Here is a 16,025-nt window from a genome sequence, read left to right on the forward strand (position 1 = left end):
GATGTCTCTAGGTTTGGTCGTTGGTCTTGTCGCACTGATTGTCATCGGCGCGGCCGCTCAACGTATCTCCGGACTCGGTTTCGCCCTCATGCTGGCCCCCTTTCTGGCAATTCTGCTAGGCCCGCACGAGGGCGTGATGATCACCAACCTCTTCGGTGGGGTCTCCCCGCTGCTGATCCTGCTGCAAGTGTGGGACCGGGTGGACTGGCGCCGCTGCTGGCAGCTGGCCATCCCGGCCATCCCCACCAGCTTTCTGGGCATCTGGGCCACAGCGATCCTGCCGACCGGCCCCATGGGCATCGTCATCGGCGCGTTTGTGGCCCTGGGCCTGTTGACCGCCATCTTCATGCAGGCCCGGGCGAACTCCTTCGACAACACCGGCCTGCGCACCGGCACCGGCCTGCTGACCGGCTTCACCAACGCGGTGGCTGGGGTCGGCGGGCCACCGTTGACCGCGTACGCGCTGATATCCCGCTGGGATCCGGTCCGCTTTGCGGCGACCATCCAACCGGTCTTCGTGGTCATCTGCGCCTTGACGTTCATCACCAAACTGATCGCCACCCCGGAACAAATGCCCACCATGCCACTGGGAGTGTGGGTGGCCTGCTTCGCAGCCATGCTCGTCGGGATTTGGGCCGGCAGCAAGCTGGAACGGCGCATCAGCCCGACCGCTGTGCGCACCTTCGTGATCGTGATTGCCTTCCTCGGTGCCGGGACCGCGTTGGTCAAAGGAATTCTGCAGGTCGCCGGTGTGTGGGCCTAAAGCCACAAGGGCAGAAGGTGACACAATAGACACACGATGATGTTCGGCAAAACTTCCCGCTCCGCAACCGACAAGGCACCGGCCAAGCTGCGCCGTGGCCTGCGTTCGTGGCGCAACACTGATGGCACCATCCCACTGCCGCTGTGGCTGCAGGGCGTGATCGAGGCCCTCATCGTGGCGGCCATCATCGGGGTCTTCGCACTCTTGGGCCCGCTAGCGGTACTCATTGGCGGCGGCATCGCCGGGGCAGAACTGGTCGATCTGGGCATCTGGTGGGCCCAAAACTGGTTGGTCCTGCACGGGGTACCCCTGCACATCCACCTCGCTGACCTACCCGCGAACACGCTGGGCTCCACCGCCACCCCGGGCAGCTTCCACGTGTGGCCGATGACGGTCATCGCCGTGCTGCTCTGGCTGTCCGCACGCGCCGGTAAACGGCTGGCCCGCGCGAGCCGCCCGCAGAAGCTGTACCTGCCAATACTCGGTGCTCTCGGCGGCTATGCGCTCATCAGCACCATCGCCTGGTTGGCCAGCTACCATGACATCTCTTCCGCCAACTGGATCAGCGCCATTTTTATCCCGCTGCTGATCTTCGGAATTGGGGTTGGTCTGGGCGCGCTGCTGCAGTACAACGGCCTGCGCGGTGCGTGGGAACGCTACGGGGAAGCCCGCTTCGAACGACTCGGCCAACGTGCCCGCTGGCAACTGGCCTACCTGTGGGCCGTGCTGCGCAGCGGCATCGTTGTCGCGCTCGGGCTCGTCGCCGCCGCATCCCTCGTTTTCGCTATCCAATTGGGCACCCACTGGATCGACGTCGTCAACCTGCAGCAAGAACTCAACTTGGGCCTCTCCGGCGCCATCGCGCTCGCCGGCATCGATCTGACCTTGCTGGTCAACTTCATCGTCTGGACGCTGGCCTGGGTCACCGGCGCAGGATTTTCCCTCGGCGAGGGCAGCACCGTCAGCCTGTTTGAAACTGCAGTCGGTCCCACCCCAGCGTTCCCGCTGCTGGGCGTAGTCCCACCGCAGACATCTGGCTGGATGTGGCTCGTGCTCCTGCTGCCGGTCCTAGCCGGGGCAATCGGCGGCTGGTGGTTCATCCGCGAAGGAGAAAACCACGTGGATGAAGCCCTTGACGTGCGGGTCCACCAACGCTGGATGTCGTTGACCGCATCCACCCTGCTCTACGGCGTCTTGGTCGCCGCGTTTCTGTGGCTGATACTCGTGCCGGTCTACGCCATGAGCGGCGTGGACCTCGGGGTGGGACGACTACACGGGCTTGGCCCCGCGCCACTGACCGCAGCCCTCTGGGGTGCCGGCATCGGTGCGGCCGGCGCCATGATCGGTTACCTCCTGGGCCCAATGGCCTCCGAACTGAAGAACCGGTACTTCCCGGAGCGTGCCCGCCGGACCCCCACACGACCAAGTGCGGCCACCATCAACGCTGACGCATCGGCCCCTGAGACCGCTACGGCACATGAATCCTCCGCCGCGCCGAAACCGCAATCCATCTGGGCCGAACGTCCACTCGATGAAGAGTCCTCCAGCGCCAAGACCGCCAGCGCGGAAGCCTCCACCACCAAGCCAGCCCAGCCGGATCCTGCTACGCCGGCGAAAGCTTCGAAACCGAAACCGGCTGCCGGCGTGGGCCGACTGATCCGCCCGCGCCGCAAACCCACCACCAAACCTGAACCGCCGCGGAGCATTTCCGTCGAGCGGGAACTGCCTAACGATTAACCCATTTCTCACACCTAGGTCTACACCACATGCGTATTGTTGCTCTCGTCTCCGGATCCGGTTCCAACCTGCAGGCCGTCATCGACGCCATCGATGCCGGTGAACTGGACAATGTTCAGCTCGTGGCCGTCGGCGCCGACAAGCACGGCACCGGCGGGGTAGACCGCGCCCAACAAGCGGAACTAGAAACGTTCGTGGTGAACTTCGCGGACTACACCGAACGCAGCGAGTGGAACAAAGCACTCACCGACAAGGTGGCCTCTTACGAACCCGACTACGTGCTTTCCTCCGGGTTCATGCGGATCGTCGACGAGGACTTCATCAACACCTTCCAAGACCGCTACCTGAACACCCACCCGGCCCTACTACCGGCCTTCCCCGGCGCCCACGGTGTCCGAGACGCGCTCGCATACGGGGTTAAGATCACCGGATGCACCGTCCATGTGGCCGACGCCGGTGTTGATACCGGGCCCATCTTGGCCCAAGCCGCGGTCGAGGTCCACGAGGCCGACACCGTCGACTCACTGCACGAACGCATCAAGGTCCAAGAACGCGCACTGCTGTTGGAAGTGCTGGGCAAACTCAGCCGCGGCGTGAGCGTTCAAGACCTGATCAGCCGCCGCTAAGCCAGCCCAAAACACGCCTAGTCCAGTTGCTGGCCCTTGGTCTCCGGGGCGAAGAACAGCATGACCAGCGCTGCGGCGGACACCACGGCCGTGACGGTCCAGAACGCCCCGACCAGTCCAAGCATCGGCACTAACGCGGTGACAAACAGCAGCGGCCCGAACCCGGCACCCACCCGTGAGATGGTCGAGGCCCAACCAAACCCGGAACCGCGCAAGGCCGTCGGGTACATCTCGGAAACATAGGCGTACAACACCGGGATCGCGATCTGCACCACCGTGCCGTAGGCCAACACCAGCCAGAGCACGGCCGGGTTCTTCGCACTCAGCAACATCGCCAAGACCACCAGCAAGACGCCGGAGGCCGGCGCAAAAATCGCCAGCACAGCCTTGCGGCCGGTGCGTTCCACCAGCACAGCTGCGATGACGACGCCGAGGAAACCGACACCGGCCATCCCGGCCGAGGTCAGGAACGCACGCTGCTGCTCGTAGCCAGCCTCGATCAAGAACGTTGGCATCCACTGCAGCCCGATGTAGTACATCGTCATGATGGTCAAGAACAGCAACCAAGAAACGGCAGTGATCTTCGGGGAGAACCGCCACAGAGCCACCAACTGGTGGACGAACGCCAGCGGTGTGAAAGGTTCCTGCTGAGCGGCGGCCATGTCCGTCCGGTAGGGGCGTGCCTCAGCCCCGGTCCGGGCCACCATGTCATCAATGACCTTGCGGGCTTCCTGATCCCGGCCCTGCTTGAGCAGATACATCGGGGATTCCGGGATGAACAAGCGCACGAACATGATCAGCAGCGCCGGTAACACCATGACCAGCAGCGGGTAGCGCCAATCGCCGAACATCGCCATTAACCAGGCAGAAACCACGCCGGCCAAGGCCGCGCCGATGGGCCACCAGCCATCCATCGCGGTCAAGATGATGCCCCGCTGTTTGCGCGGGGTGAACTCGCCCACCAACGCGTAATCGACCGGAACCGCGCCACCTAAACCGATACCGGCCAAGAAACGGAAGAACACGAACCAGCCCAGCGAATCCGTCAACGCCCCGGCCACCGTGAACACCGCGAAGATGCCCAGGGTCCAGGAGAACGCGGCCTTGCGGCCGAGCCGGTCCGCGATGGTGCCCCACAGGAACGCCCCCACGGCCATGCCGATAAGGTTCGCGGTCCCAATCCAGGCCGCCTCACCGGTCTCCAAACCCCATTCGGTGCGCAGCAGCGGAATTAGGATCGAGTTCAGGGAAACATCCCACGCGTCAAACATGAAGCCCAGGCCGCCGATGATGAAGATCCGGCCCTGCACATTCCACTTGAAGGGAAGCTCTTGCAGGACCGTTGACGCGGTGGGTAACTGGGTGGATGAAGAGGAACCGGTAGGGGCGTGCGCGTTCATAACTCTCCTTCACGAGGTCAACGATGCAGCCGGGCTACATTGAGCGTACTAGACTTGTTTCTGGTAGAGACAAGACCTGCTGCAAAACTCGACAAGAAAGAGGCTGCCATAAAGTGTTGGTGCAAGACCGAGTCCCGTTAAAACGTGCGTTGATTTCCGTGTACGACAAGACCGGTCTTGAGGACCTCGCCCGGGGCCTACATGCTGCCGGCGTCCAACTGGTATCCACCGGATCCACCGCCGGGCGTATCGCCGCCGCAGGTGTGCCGGTGACCGAGGTTTCTTCCATCACCGAGTTCCCGGAATGCCTCGATGGCCGCGTGAAGACCCTGCACCCGCGCGTGCACGCCGGGATCCTGGCCGACCGCCGCCGCCAAGACCATATTGACCAACTCGGTGAACTCAACGTCGAGCCCTTCGACCTCGTGGTGGTCAACCTCTACCCGTTCACCGAGACCGTTGCCTCCGGCGCCGGTGAAGACGATGTCGTGGAACAAATCGACATCGGCGGCCCGTCCATGGTGCGCGCCGCAGCCAAGAACCACCCATCCGTTGCGGTGGTCGTCGACCCGGCCCGCTACACCGATGTGATCAACGCCGCCGAAAACGGCGGTTTCGACCTGCGTACCCGCAAACGGTTGGCGGCGCTCGCGTTCGCTCACACCGCCGCCTATGACACCGCCGTCGCCCGTTGGACCGCCGAGCACTTCGGCCAAGAAGACGATGTGGCAGCCGTCGACGAGGCCACCAAGGCACCCCTGTTCCCACCGTACGCCGGACTGGCGCTGGAACGCTCCGCAACCCTGCGGTACGGCGAAAACCCGCACCAGCAGGCAGCCCTCTACGTCGAGGCCGCAGCCGCGCCGGGCATCGCCCAAGCCGAGCAGCTGCACGGCAAGGCCATGAGCTTCAACAACTACGTTGACGCCGACGCCGCACTGCGTGCCGCCTACGACTTCGACGAGCCAGCCGTGGCCATCGTCAAACACGCCAACCCCTGCGGCACCGCAGTTGCCTCACCGAACGCCACCGATGCGGCCGCCGACGCCCACCGCAAGGCCCACGCCTGTGACCCGCTTTCCGCATTCGGCGGCGTCATCGCGGCCAACACCGAAGTCTCCGTGGGCATGGCCGAATCCTTGGCGGAGATCTTCACCGAAGTCTTGATTGCACCGGCCTTCGCACCCGAAGCCCTGAAGCTGTTGCAGGCAAAGAAGAACCTGCGCCTGCTGCAGCTGCCGGCCAACTTCACCCGCGACCAGATTGACTACCGCCAGGTTTCCGGCGGCATGCTCATGCAGACCACCGACACCCTGGATGCCCCCGGCGACGACGTTGCCAACTGGCAGCTGGTCGCCGGACCGGCCGCCGACGCGGAAACCTTGGCCGACCTCGAGTTCGCGTGGCGGGCCGTGCGCGCAGCCAAGTCCAACGCCATCCTGCTGGCCAAAGATCAGGCCACCGTGGGCATCGGCATGGGGCAGGTCAACCGCCTAGACTCCTGCAAGCTCGCGGTGGAACGGGCCAACACGCTGGCCGGAGACCAAGAACGGGCCCGCGGCTCCGTCGCGGCTTCGGATGCATTCTTCCCGTTTGCCGACGGTCTTGAGATCCTGATCGAAGCCGGCATCACAGCAGTCGTTCAACCGGGTGGCTCGGTCCGCGATGAAGAGGTCATCGCCGCAGCCGAGGCCGCCGGAATCACCATGTACACCACCGGAGCGCGTCACTTCTTCCACTAAGAACAAACCGTGCACCGCTGGGGAAAGTAGGCTTGGATGCTTGACCCGAGCGTGCTGATCCGGGACGACCGGATCCAAGAGCTAGCCGAGTACGCCCGCAACACCGGGCAAAAGACGCTCGTCGATGAGATGGAGCGGCTAAACCTGCGCGACCGCGCGGTCCTGTTCAGGCTGCTGCCCAAGGACGTGGCGATCGACGTGTTCGAACGCCTCGACGGGGCGTTGCAATCCGAATTGGTGCACGGGCTCGGCGACGAGCAGGTCGGGGACCTGTTCGCCGCCCTCGAAACCGGTGACCGCGTCCAACTTATGGACGAGCTGCCGGCCAAGGTCGCCAAACGCCTGCTCAACGAGCTACCCACCCGGGAACGCGGTGTCACCAACCTCGTTCTGGGCTACCCGAACGGCTCCATCGGCCGCCGAATGAGCGCCAAGTACATTGTGCTCGGACCGGAACAGACCGTCCGCCAAGCGCTCGCGCACGTACGGGCCCGAGCCGCCGAAGTGCCCACCATCTACTCCCTTCCGGTGGCCGGCCCGGGCCGGCGACTCATCGGCGTGCTCAGCCTCCGCGACCTGCTCAAGGCGGAGGAAACCGAGACCATCGGGCAGATCATGTCCCCGGACCCGATCCACGTTGACGCCTACACCGACGAAGAAGACGCCGCCCGACTATGCGCCGACCACCAATTCAACGCGCTGCCGGTCACAGACTTAGAAGAGCGCATCATCGGCATCGTCAACATCGACACCGCTCTCGAGATCCTCGAAGAGGAAGAGACCGAAGACGCCGCACGCTCCGGTGGTACCGAACCGCTGCGTCGACCATACCTGTCCACCCCGGTCGTCTCCCTCGTCAAATCCCGCATTGTGTGGCTGCTGGTGTTGGCCGTGGGCGCCACCTTGACCGTTCAGGTGCTGGAAAGCTTCGAGTCCACCCTAGAGAAGGTCGTCGCGCTGAGCCTCTTTGTACCGCTGCTGATCGGCACCGGCGGCAACACCGGCAACCAGACCGCCACCACCGTCACCCGAGCACTGGCCCTGGGTGATGTGCGGACCCGCGACGTGCTGCGGGTAGCCGCCCGGGAAGCCTCGGTAGGATTGCTCATGGGCTCGGTGCTCGGGGTGCTTGGCTTCACCGTCGTGTCGCTGATCTATTCGGTCCCCATGGGGTTGGTAATCGGGCTGACCTTGGCGGCCATTTGCACGCTGGCCGCCACCGTCGGGGGAGTCATGCCCCTGATCGGCAAAGCCCTGAAAGTGGACCCGGCGGTCTTCGCTAATCCGTTCATTTCCACCTTCGTGGATGCCTCCGGACTCATCGTCTACTTCCTGATAGCTAAGGGAATCCTTGGTATCTAAACCTCGCCGGGATGGCTAGCATCGAAGCCAAGAGGTTCGCACAAACGAGGTTATTGTCATGGTGAGCGTAGAAACGACCAGCACTACCGAAGAAGCCGCCGCCCGGTCCGCCCGGCCAACACTCTGGCAGCTCATCCGTGACTACCCGTGGCTAGCCCTGACCCTCTTCGGGCTCATCCTCACCTTGGCGTTGCTGGTCTTCGGCGCCTCCGATGCCGCCTTCTGGATCGGCTCCGGCTTCGCCCTCGTCGTGGCGGCGTGGACCGCCGTCGGCATGGTGAAAACCCTGATGGGCGGGTCCTTAGGGATCGACATCCTCGCCGTCACCGCCATCGTGGCCGCCGTGTTCGTGGGCGAATATCTTGCCGCCCTGGTCGTCTGTCTGATGCTCACCGGCGGTGAGGCCCTAGAAGACTACGCGGCCGGCCGGGCTAAACGCGAGCTCACCGCACTCGTGGACCGTGCCCCGGTGCTGGCGCACGTGATTGCCCCCGATGGCAGCATCCAAGACGTCCCGGTCGAGGACGTGCCCACCGGCGCCACCGTGCTGGTCCGCCCGGCCGAGATCATCCCCTTGGACGGGGTACTGCTCGGCGGTACCGATTTTGAAGTGGATATCGATGAATCCACCGTCACCGGTGAACCGCTGCCGGTCGCCAAAACCGCGGGGGACAAGGTGCTCTCCGGCACCGTGGCCGGGCCACAATCCTTCCAGCTGCAGGTCAGCGCCACCGCCGAGGACTCACACTACTCGCACATTCTGAATCTGGTCCGCCAGGCCCAAGAGTCCCAGGCACCCATGGTCCGATTGGCCGACCGCTATGCCGTCCCCTTCACCTTGGTGGCCTACATCATCGGCGGTAGTGCTTGGGCTCTCTCCGGAGACCCGGTCCGCTTCGCCCAGGTGCTGGTCGTCGCCACCCCGTGCCCACTGCTGATCGCAGCCCCGGTCGCGTTCATGGCGGGCATGTCTCGGGCCGCCAACAACGGCATCATCGTCAAAGCGGCCGGCATTCTGGAAAAGCTCTCCCGCATCAAAGTGGTCGGTTTCGACAAGACCGGCACCCTGACCCACGGCACCCCGGAAGTGGTCCGTGTGGCTCCCGCCAACTCCTTCACCGAAGACCAACTGCTGGCCGCAGCCGCCTCTGCCGAACAGTACTCCTCCCACGTTTTGGCCGAATCGCTGGTCCAAGCCGCCCAACAGCGCGGACTGACCCTGAGCACCGCTTCTCACGCCGAGGAGATCGCCACCAACGGCGTGCTAGCCCAAATCGGTCAGCATCAGGTGGTCGTCGGCAAACCCGCCTTCGTCGCCGAACACGTGGGCAACTTCGACCGGGAAGAGTTCTCTGCCGGGCAAGCCGCCGTCTACGTCGGTGTAGCTGGGGTCTACGCCGGGGCCATCGTGCTGGCTGACCAGCTACGGGAGAACGCATCCGCCACGGTGCAGCGCCTGCATCAGGACGGGGTCACCTCGGTGATGATGCTCACCGGGGACGTGCGCCCCACCGCCGAAGCAATTGCGGCCGAGGCCGGCATCGACCTAGTGCACGCTGAACTGTTGCCCGAAGACAAGGTCAAGCTCATCTCCGCAGCCAGCAAGGATGAGCCAGCCATGATGATCGGCGACGGGATCAACGACGCGCCCGTGCTGGCCAGCTCCTCCGTAGGGGTGGCGATGGCCGCCCGCGGTGCCACCGCAGCTAGCGAGTCCGCCGACGTGGTCATCATCAAAGACGATATTTCCGCCGTCGGCGCCGCACTGGAAATCGGCCAAGACACCACTCGGGTCGCTCTGGAATCAATTTGGTTGGGCATCGCCATCTCCATCGGCCTGATGATCGTCGCCGCCTTCGGCGTCATCCCGGTCATCGCCGGCGCCCTGCTGCAGGAGGTTGTCGATTTGGTCGCCATCCTGAACGCGCTGCGCGCGCTGAAACCGCGCAAACGTTAGCGGCCGGAGTAAAGACACGAATAGGGGTCACAGCCGGACTGCTCGGTAAGATAGGTCTGTTGTAGTTTCCATTCGGAGGGCACTCGAGCATGGCTTCGTTGTTGTATTCCCTGGGCGCGTGGTGCGCTCGCCACGCCAAAACAGTCATCGGCCTCTGGCTGGTGATCCTCGTCGGTGTCGGTGCCCTGGCGCTGAACGTCGGCAAGGGTTTCTCCACCCAGTACGACATCCCCGGCTCGGAATACGAAAAGGTCATCGAATACCTCGACAAGAAACTGCCCGAGGACTCTGGCGGCACCGGAACGCTCGCCTTCAAGAACACCGCGGGCGGCTCCTTCAGCCAAGAACAGCAGCAGCAAATCACCGACTTGCTCAACGAGCTTGAAAACCAGCCTGCGGTGCGAGAAGTCACCAACCCGTTCACCGCCCAAGCAGACTTGGAAAAGGCCACCGCCGATGTTGCTGAGGCCGAAGAGGAACTCCAAGCCCCCGAAGAAGAGATCGCCGAAGGGCGCAAACAGGTCACCGAGGGCCGCGAAGAACTGCAGAAGCAACGTGAAGAACTTCAGGACAGCTACGACCAGCTGCCGGAACAACTCGCCGAGCAGCTGAAGTCAGACCCGGACTTTGTCTCCGGGATCCCCGCCATCGATGGGGCCCGCCAGCAGCTGGCGCAAGCCGAAGCCCAGCTGGACGCCTCAGCCAAAGAACTCGATGAGGCGGAAGAACAACTGGCTTCCGGTCGCGAAGAACTGGCTCTCGGAAAACGCCAGCTGAAACTGACCGAAGAAGTGTCCTTCCTCTCCGGTGACACCGCTCGCGGAGCCATCACCTTCACCAAGGAACCCCACAACCTAGAACCGGCCGAGCGTGAAGCGGTCACCGAGGCCATCGAGGCCGCAAAACTCACCGACATTGAAACGTACCCCGGGGTGGAAATCACCCAAGACGTCTCCGAAGTCGTGGGCGCATCCGAAGGTGTCGGCGTCATCGTCGCAGCCATCGTCCTCTTCGTGGCATTGGGGTCCGTGGTGGCGGCGGGGTTGCCCCTGATCACCGCACTCATCGGCTCCGGCATCGGCTTGGCGGGGATCTTCGCGCTGACCTCCACCGTGCAGATGACCTCCACGGACCCGGCCCTCGCGCTGATGCTCGGGCTCGGCCTGGGCATCGACTACGCGCTGCTCATCGTGCACCGGCACCGTCGCCAAATGATGGAAGGCGAACACCTGATCGCCTCCATCGCGCGGGCCAACGGCACCGCCGGCACCTCGGTGTTCTTCGCCGGTGTCATCAACATCATCGGACTCTCCGCACTGACCGTCACCGGGATCCCGTTCCTCTCCGTCATGGGCTTGGCCGCCGGCGGCACCATCGCTGTTGTCGTCGCCGCCACCCTCATGCTGGTGCCGGCCGCCTTGAAGCTCATCGGCCACCGCGTCATCCCCAAGTCAAAACTGGTGGAAGTGGCCCGTAACGAGGTCTATGACAAACAAGACCTCGCCATCGATCAAGCCAACCGCGGCTGGGGTGCTTTCGTCACCAACCACCCTTGGTTGATGATCGGGGCCTCCGTGCTGATCTTGGCCATCGTCGCCATCCCAGCCTTCTCCCTGCGTTTGGGCTTGCCCATGGGCAACTCGGAACCGCGCACCTCTGACGGCTACAAGAATTACCAGCTGATCGCCGAAAACTACGGGACCGGGTTCAACGGGCCGCTGCTGTCCGTGGTCGAACTTCAGGCTGGACTGGATGAGACCGAGCGCGAAGAAAAGACCCTCGACATCGCCGAGGACTACGCCGCCCGCGCCGACGTGCTGACCGCCATCCCCGCCACCGAATCCGCCGACGGCACCGTCCAACTGCTGCAAATCATCCCGGCCCACGCACCGGATACGGAAGCCACCGAGAACCTCGTTCACGACCTGCGCGATGGCGAGGCCGCGCTCGGCGAGAAACACGATGTCACCGTCGTGGGCTACGCCGGACAAACCGTGGCCAACATCGACATTTCGGACAAGGTCGCCGGCGCCCTGCCGCTCTACCTGACCATCGTCATCGCGCTTTCACTGCTGCTGCTGACCATGATCTTCCGCTCCATCTGGGCCCCCGTCATGGCCTCGGCCGGCTTCCTGCTCTCGGTCGGAGCCGCCTTCGGTGCCGTCGTAGCCATCTACCAGTGGGGCTGGCTCGGCCCGCTCTTCGGTGTACATGACCCGACGGCGGTGCTGTCCTTCCTGCCGATCCTGCTGATCGGTGTGCTCTTCGGCCTGTCCGTCGACTACCAGATCTTCATCGTCTCCGGCATGCGGGAAGCCTGGACCCACGGGTTGGACTCCCGCACCTCTGTCCGGCTCGGCTACCGCCAAGGCGGCGCCGTGGTCACCGCGGCCGGGATCATCATGGTCTCCGTCTTCGCCGGGTTCATCTTCTCCGGGGTCACCATGATCCGCCCCATCGGTTTCGGGTTGGCCTTCGGCGTGCTGGTAGACGCCTTCCTGATCCGGACCACCTTCATCCCCGCAGTGATGCACCTATTCGGCAAACACGCCTGGTGGCTGCCACGCTGGATGGACAAGATCATGCCGGACATGGACGTGGAGGGCGCCAAACTCGAGGCCAAACTGGACGCCCACCGCAACGGTAAACTCGAGGGACGCTAAGAGAGCTGAGGGCCAGAGGCTTACGGGGTAGGACCGGTCAACCTGGTGGTGATCTGCTGCCCGGCCGCCACGCACGCTCGCACCAGCTCCGCCAGCTGATCGGTCACCCGATACCGGGGTGCGGACAACAGCAAACAGAACGGGTGCGGGCTCCGCGCCGAGGTAATCGAGACCGCAACGCCGGTCTCATCCGGCTGGGTCATCCCGTCATTGACGGCGTAGCCGCGCTCACGTACCTCCGCCAACAACGCCAAATACTCCTCCACCTGCACGCCTGGAGGTAACACAATTTCTTGGCGCTCCACCAAAGAGCGGACCCGGTCCGCAGGCTCGGCGGCCAAGAAGACCTGAATCGAGGCTGAATAACCGGTGTTATAGCGAGCGCCCAGCGGGGAGGTGTGCTTGATGCGCAGCGGGGATTCAATCTGTTCCACACACACGGCCTCGTGGTTCTCCCACGCCATCAGCGAGCAGGTCTCCTCCGTCGCTGCGGCCAACTCCGCCAGAATCGGTGCAGCAACTTTGCGGGTATCAAACTCCGCCAGCAGGGGAGAAACCAAGAAGATCAGCCCAGTACCAAGACGATACTTACGGGAATGCTCATCCTGAGCCACAATCTCCTGGCTCTCCAAGTTAGCCAAAATGCGGGAGACCGTAGACTTGTGCAGCCCCACCTTATTGGCAATCTCCGTGACCCCCAGCAAGGGCTCAGTGGTGGAGAAACAGCGCAGCACCGCGAACGCGTTGTGTAAGACCGAGGCTGAAGCCCCGCCGGTTTCTGTACTCACGTAGCTGCCTCCTAGGGCCTTCTGCGCCGACCTCTTCATCATAAACACAAGCGGGGCCACGGCCACCACTATCGGTGTGACCGTAACCCCGCTTGTTGCTGCACCCCCGTGCGCCCGTCCTAGGCGTCGATGATGTTGTTTTCTGGGCCGAGGCCGAACTTCGTGATGTTCTCCGCCCCGTTCTCGTTGACCACCAAGATGTCGTGCTCACGGTAGCCACCGGCGCCTGGTTCGCCATCCATGATGGTGATCATCGGCTCCATGGAAACCACCATGCCCGGTTCGATGACGGTCTCGATGTCCTCGCGCAATTCCAACCCGGCTTCACGGCCGTAGTAGTGCGAGAGGACGCCGAAGGAGTGACCATAACCGAAAGTACGCTTAGGCAGGATGCCGTACTTGGTGTAGATCTTGTTCAACTCGTGGCAGATTTCCCCGCAGACCGCACCCGGTTTGATCAGCTCCAGCCCGGCGTAGTGGACTTCCAAGTTGATCTTCCACAGCTCCAGCGAACGTGGGTCCGGCTGGCCCAAGAACATGGTCCGCTCCAACGCCGTGTAGTAGCCGGCGGTCATGGAGAAGCAGTTCAGGGACAGGATGTCGCCGCGCTCCAATTTCCGGGTCGTCGCCCAGTTGTGTGCCCCGTCGGTGTTGATCCCGGACTGGAACCACACCCAGGTGTCGCGGATTTCGCTGTTCGGGAAGGACTTGGCGATCTCGTGGGTCATCGCCTCGGTGCCGATCAGTGCCAATTCGTACTCGCTGATGCCTTCCCGGATCGCGGCCTTGATGGCCTCGCCGCCAAGGTCGGCAATCCGTGCGGACTCCTTGATCACGGCGATCTCTTCGGCGGACTTGATCATCCGTTGGCGCATCGCCGGCTGGGAGACGTCCACGAGCTCGACGCCGGGGAAGGTCGTGGCCAGCTGCTCGCGCTGCAGCAGGGTCACGGTGTCCTCTTCGATGCCGAGTCGTTTGACGACGACGCCGCGTTCGGCCAGTGCCTGGGTGATCCCGTAGTAGAAGTTGTCCCGACGCCAGTCAGTGTAGACAATGTTCTCCCCGTAGCTGCGCCGCCACGGCATCCCCGCATCAATGTTCGCGGTGATCGTCACGGTGTCCTCGGCGGTGACCACCATGCCGTAGGACCGGCCGAAATAGGTGAACAGGAAGTCCGAGTAGTACTTAATGCCCTGGTAGCTGGTCAGCAGCACCGCGTCCAAGTCCAACTCGGACATGATCGCCCGCAGTCCGGCCAACCGGCGTTCGAACTCGGCGTCAGAGAAAGTCAGCGGGACTTTCTCGCCGTTGTGCAGGACCTTCAGGCGGTCGAGTTCATCGATGCTGGTGGCGTTGGAACCGGCGGTGTTTGGGGCATCATTCATCAGGGTCATGGAAGGTTTTCCTTTCAACGTGTTCTCAAAGAGGGGAGGAGAAGAAGTGATTTCGTTAGCGCAATTTCTTGCGGGAGGTTTCGACGGCGAAGGACACCGCGATCAAGGAGACAATCGAGGCCGCCACCAGATAGAAGCCGGGGGCCAAATCGTTGCCGGTGCTCTGAATCAGCCAGGTAGCCACGAACGGTGCCGTACCGCCGAAGAGGGCGTTCGAAAGGTTGAAGCTGACGGCGAATCCGGAGTAGCGGACCTTCGTCGGGAAGATTTCTGCCAGGAAGCTCGGCAGGGTGCCATCGTTGAGGGTCAGCATGCCACCAAGCAGGATCTGGATCAGCAGGATCATCAGGAAGTTGCCGGTGTCCAAGATCATGAACGCTGGGACCGTCAGCACAATGAAGCAGACGGAGGCGACAATCAGCATACGCTTGCGACCGAACCGGTCGGAGAGCATCCCGGTGCCGAGGATGAAGAAGATGTAGGTCAGCAGCGCCACGGTGGTGGCAAAGTGCGATTGACCCTCGGGCAGCTTGACCACGGTGGTCAGGTAGGTCGGCATGTAGGAGAGGATCACGTAGAAGCCGACGGCGTTGAGCAACACCACTCCGGAGGCCAGCAACAGTGACTTCCAGTGGTCCCGGAACAAGTCTTTAGCCGGGGCCTTGATGGCTTCGTCTTTTTCCGCCAGCTCACGGAATGCCGGGGTGTCTTCCAGTTTGGACCGGATGTAGCGGCCGATCAGGCCCATCGGTGCTGCCAGCAGGAACGGCAAGCGCCAGCCCCAGTTGGTCAGGTCTTCCTCGCTGAGCAAGGTGGTGAGCATGCCGGCAATCAGGGAGCCCAGAAGCAGGCCGGTCGCGGTACTGGCGGGCACCACCGCGGCGTAAAGACCGCGCTTGCGGCGGGGTGCGTACTCCACCAAGAACGCTGAAGCACCAGCGTACTCACCCGATGCGGAAAAGCCCTGGGCAACGCGCATGACCAACAGGAGGATCGGCGCCCAAATCCCGATGACGGAGTAGCTCGGGATCAGCGCGATGCAGAACGTGGCCGCGGACATGATGAGGATGGACAGGGCCAGAGCTTCGCGGCGGCCGACGCGGTCGCCGTAGTGGCCCCAGAAGAACCCACCGATCGGGCGCACCAAGAAGGAGATGGCGAACAGCGCGAAGGTGGACAGCAGCGCGACCTGCGGGTCGGCTTCAGGGAAGAAAACTTTGGAAATGGTGATGGCCAAGTAACCGTAGACGGCGTAGTCGAACCACTCGACAAAGTTGCCGATGAAGCTGGCCGTGACGACTTTCTTGCGGGTGGCAGAAGCGACTTTCTGATCGGGGATACGCTGCTGACCGCTCAACGAAATGAGCGAGGTATCTGGATTAGCTGGATCCGCGCCGTGGCGCTCGTCGACCTTCTGCGGTTCGTGGGGTGTGCTCATGTGTGCCTACTTAGATGAATACCCTTTGTTGCAATAACTGCAACGGTGTTGCGTTCAACGATATGGCGCAGGTCACAGTTGGTCAAGGTTTTTTCTGGTGAATTTTTGCCACGGGCACAGGTGACTTTTGCGTAGCCCTGAAAAATCAGCCTCGA

At 63.2% G+C, this 16,025-nt stretch carries 11 protein-coding genes; 7 read left to right on the plus strand and 4 right to left on the minus strand.

All coding sequences use genetic code 11. From position 1 onward, the window contains the following. The first annotated feature begins 1 nt into the window (after position 1). Genes ACFFFR_RS05680 through purN form a run of 3 tightly spaced genes read left to right on the plus strand, consistent with a single transcriptional unit; the run spans position 2 to position 3,126 of the window. On the plus strand, positions 2 to 763 hold the full coding sequence (locus ACFFFR_RS05680; RefSeq protein ID WP_377458597.1) for a sulfite exporter TauE/SafE family protein: 762 nt from the start codon (positions 2 to 4) through the stop codon (positions 761 to 763). 39 nt (positions 764 to 802) lie between these two features. Beyond that, positions 803 to 2,500 (plus strand): cell division protein PerM, encoded by a 1,698-nt coding sequence (locus ACFFFR_RS05685; protein WP_377458599.1) that lies wholly within the window; start codon positions 803 to 805, stop codon positions 2,498 to 2,500. Positions 2,501 to 2,529: 29 nt separating this feature from the next. Continuing rightward, complete coding sequence (gene purN, locus ACFFFR_RS05690; protein ID WP_377458601.1) at positions 2,530 to 3,126, plus strand: phosphoribosylglycinamide formyltransferase; 597 nt, start codon at positions 2,530 to 2,532, stop codon at positions 3,124 to 3,126. A gap of 17 nt (positions 3,127 to 3,143) precedes the next feature. Here purN and ACFFFR_RS05695 read toward each other — a convergent pair whose 3' ends face one another. Beyond that, complete coding sequence (locus ACFFFR_RS05695; protein ID WP_377458602.1) at positions 3,144 to 4,526, minus strand: MFS transporter; 1,383 nt, start codon at positions 4,524 to 4,526, stop codon at positions 3,144 to 3,146. Positions 4,527 to 4,642: 116 nt separating this feature from the next. Here ACFFFR_RS05695 and purH point away from each other — a divergent pair, with 116 nt between their 5' ends. From purH to ACFFFR_RS05715, 4 genes are all read left to right on the plus strand, one after another. Further along, entirely contained in the window at positions 4,643 to 6,268 is a 1,626-nt protein-coding gene (purH, locus tag ACFFFR_RS05700) for a bifunctional phosphoribosylaminoimidazolecarboxamide formyltransferase/IMP cyclohydrolase (protein ID WP_377458641.1), read from the plus strand. Positions 6,269 to 6,304: 36 nt separating this feature from the next. Beyond that, entirely contained in the window at positions 6,305 to 7,630 is a 1,326-nt protein-coding gene (gene mgtE / locus ACFFFR_RS05705; protein ID WP_377458604.1) for a magnesium transporter, read from the plus strand. Between the two features lie 58 nt (positions 7,631 to 7,688). After that, on the plus strand, positions 7,689 to 9,587 hold the full coding sequence (locus tag ACFFFR_RS05710) for a heavy metal translocating P-type ATPase (protein ID WP_377458605.1): 1,899 nt from the start codon (positions 7,689 to 7,691) through the stop codon (positions 9,585 to 9,587). 89 nt (positions 9,588 to 9,676) lie between these two features. Beyond that, complete coding sequence (locus ACFFFR_RS05715; protein WP_377458607.1) at positions 9,677 to 12,250, plus strand: MMPL family transporter; 2,574 nt, start codon at positions 9,677 to 9,679, stop codon at positions 12,248 to 12,250. Between the two features lie 20 nt (positions 12,251 to 12,270). Here ACFFFR_RS05715 and ACFFFR_RS05720 read toward each other — a convergent pair whose 3' ends face one another. From ACFFFR_RS05720 to ACFFFR_RS05730, 3 genes are all read right to left on the minus strand, one after another. Then, on the minus strand, positions 12,271 to 13,038 hold the full coding sequence (locus tag ACFFFR_RS05720; RefSeq protein WP_377458609.1) for an IclR family transcriptional regulator: 768 nt from the start codon (positions 13,036 to 13,038) through the stop codon (positions 12,271 to 12,273). Between the two features lie 119 nt (positions 13,039 to 13,157). Continuing rightward, positions 13,158 to 14,423, minus strand: a complete 1,266-nt coding sequence (locus ACFFFR_RS05725) for an aminopeptidase P family protein (RefSeq protein ID WP_377458642.1) — start codon at positions 14,421 to 14,423, stop codon at positions 13,158 to 13,160. A gap of 64 nt (positions 14,424 to 14,487) precedes the next feature. Then, a complete protein-coding gene (locus ACFFFR_RS05730) occupies positions 14,488 to 15,870 on the minus strand; it encodes an MFS transporter (RefSeq protein WP_377458611.1) in 1,383 nt (460 codons plus the stop codon). Positions 15,871 to 16,025 lie beyond the last annotated feature (155 nt).

This window comes from Micrococcoides hystricis (assembly GCF_042434215.1).
Taxonomy (GTDB): Bacteria; Actinomycetota; Actinomycetes; order Actinomycetales; family Micrococcaceae; genus Micrococcoides; species Micrococcoides hystricis.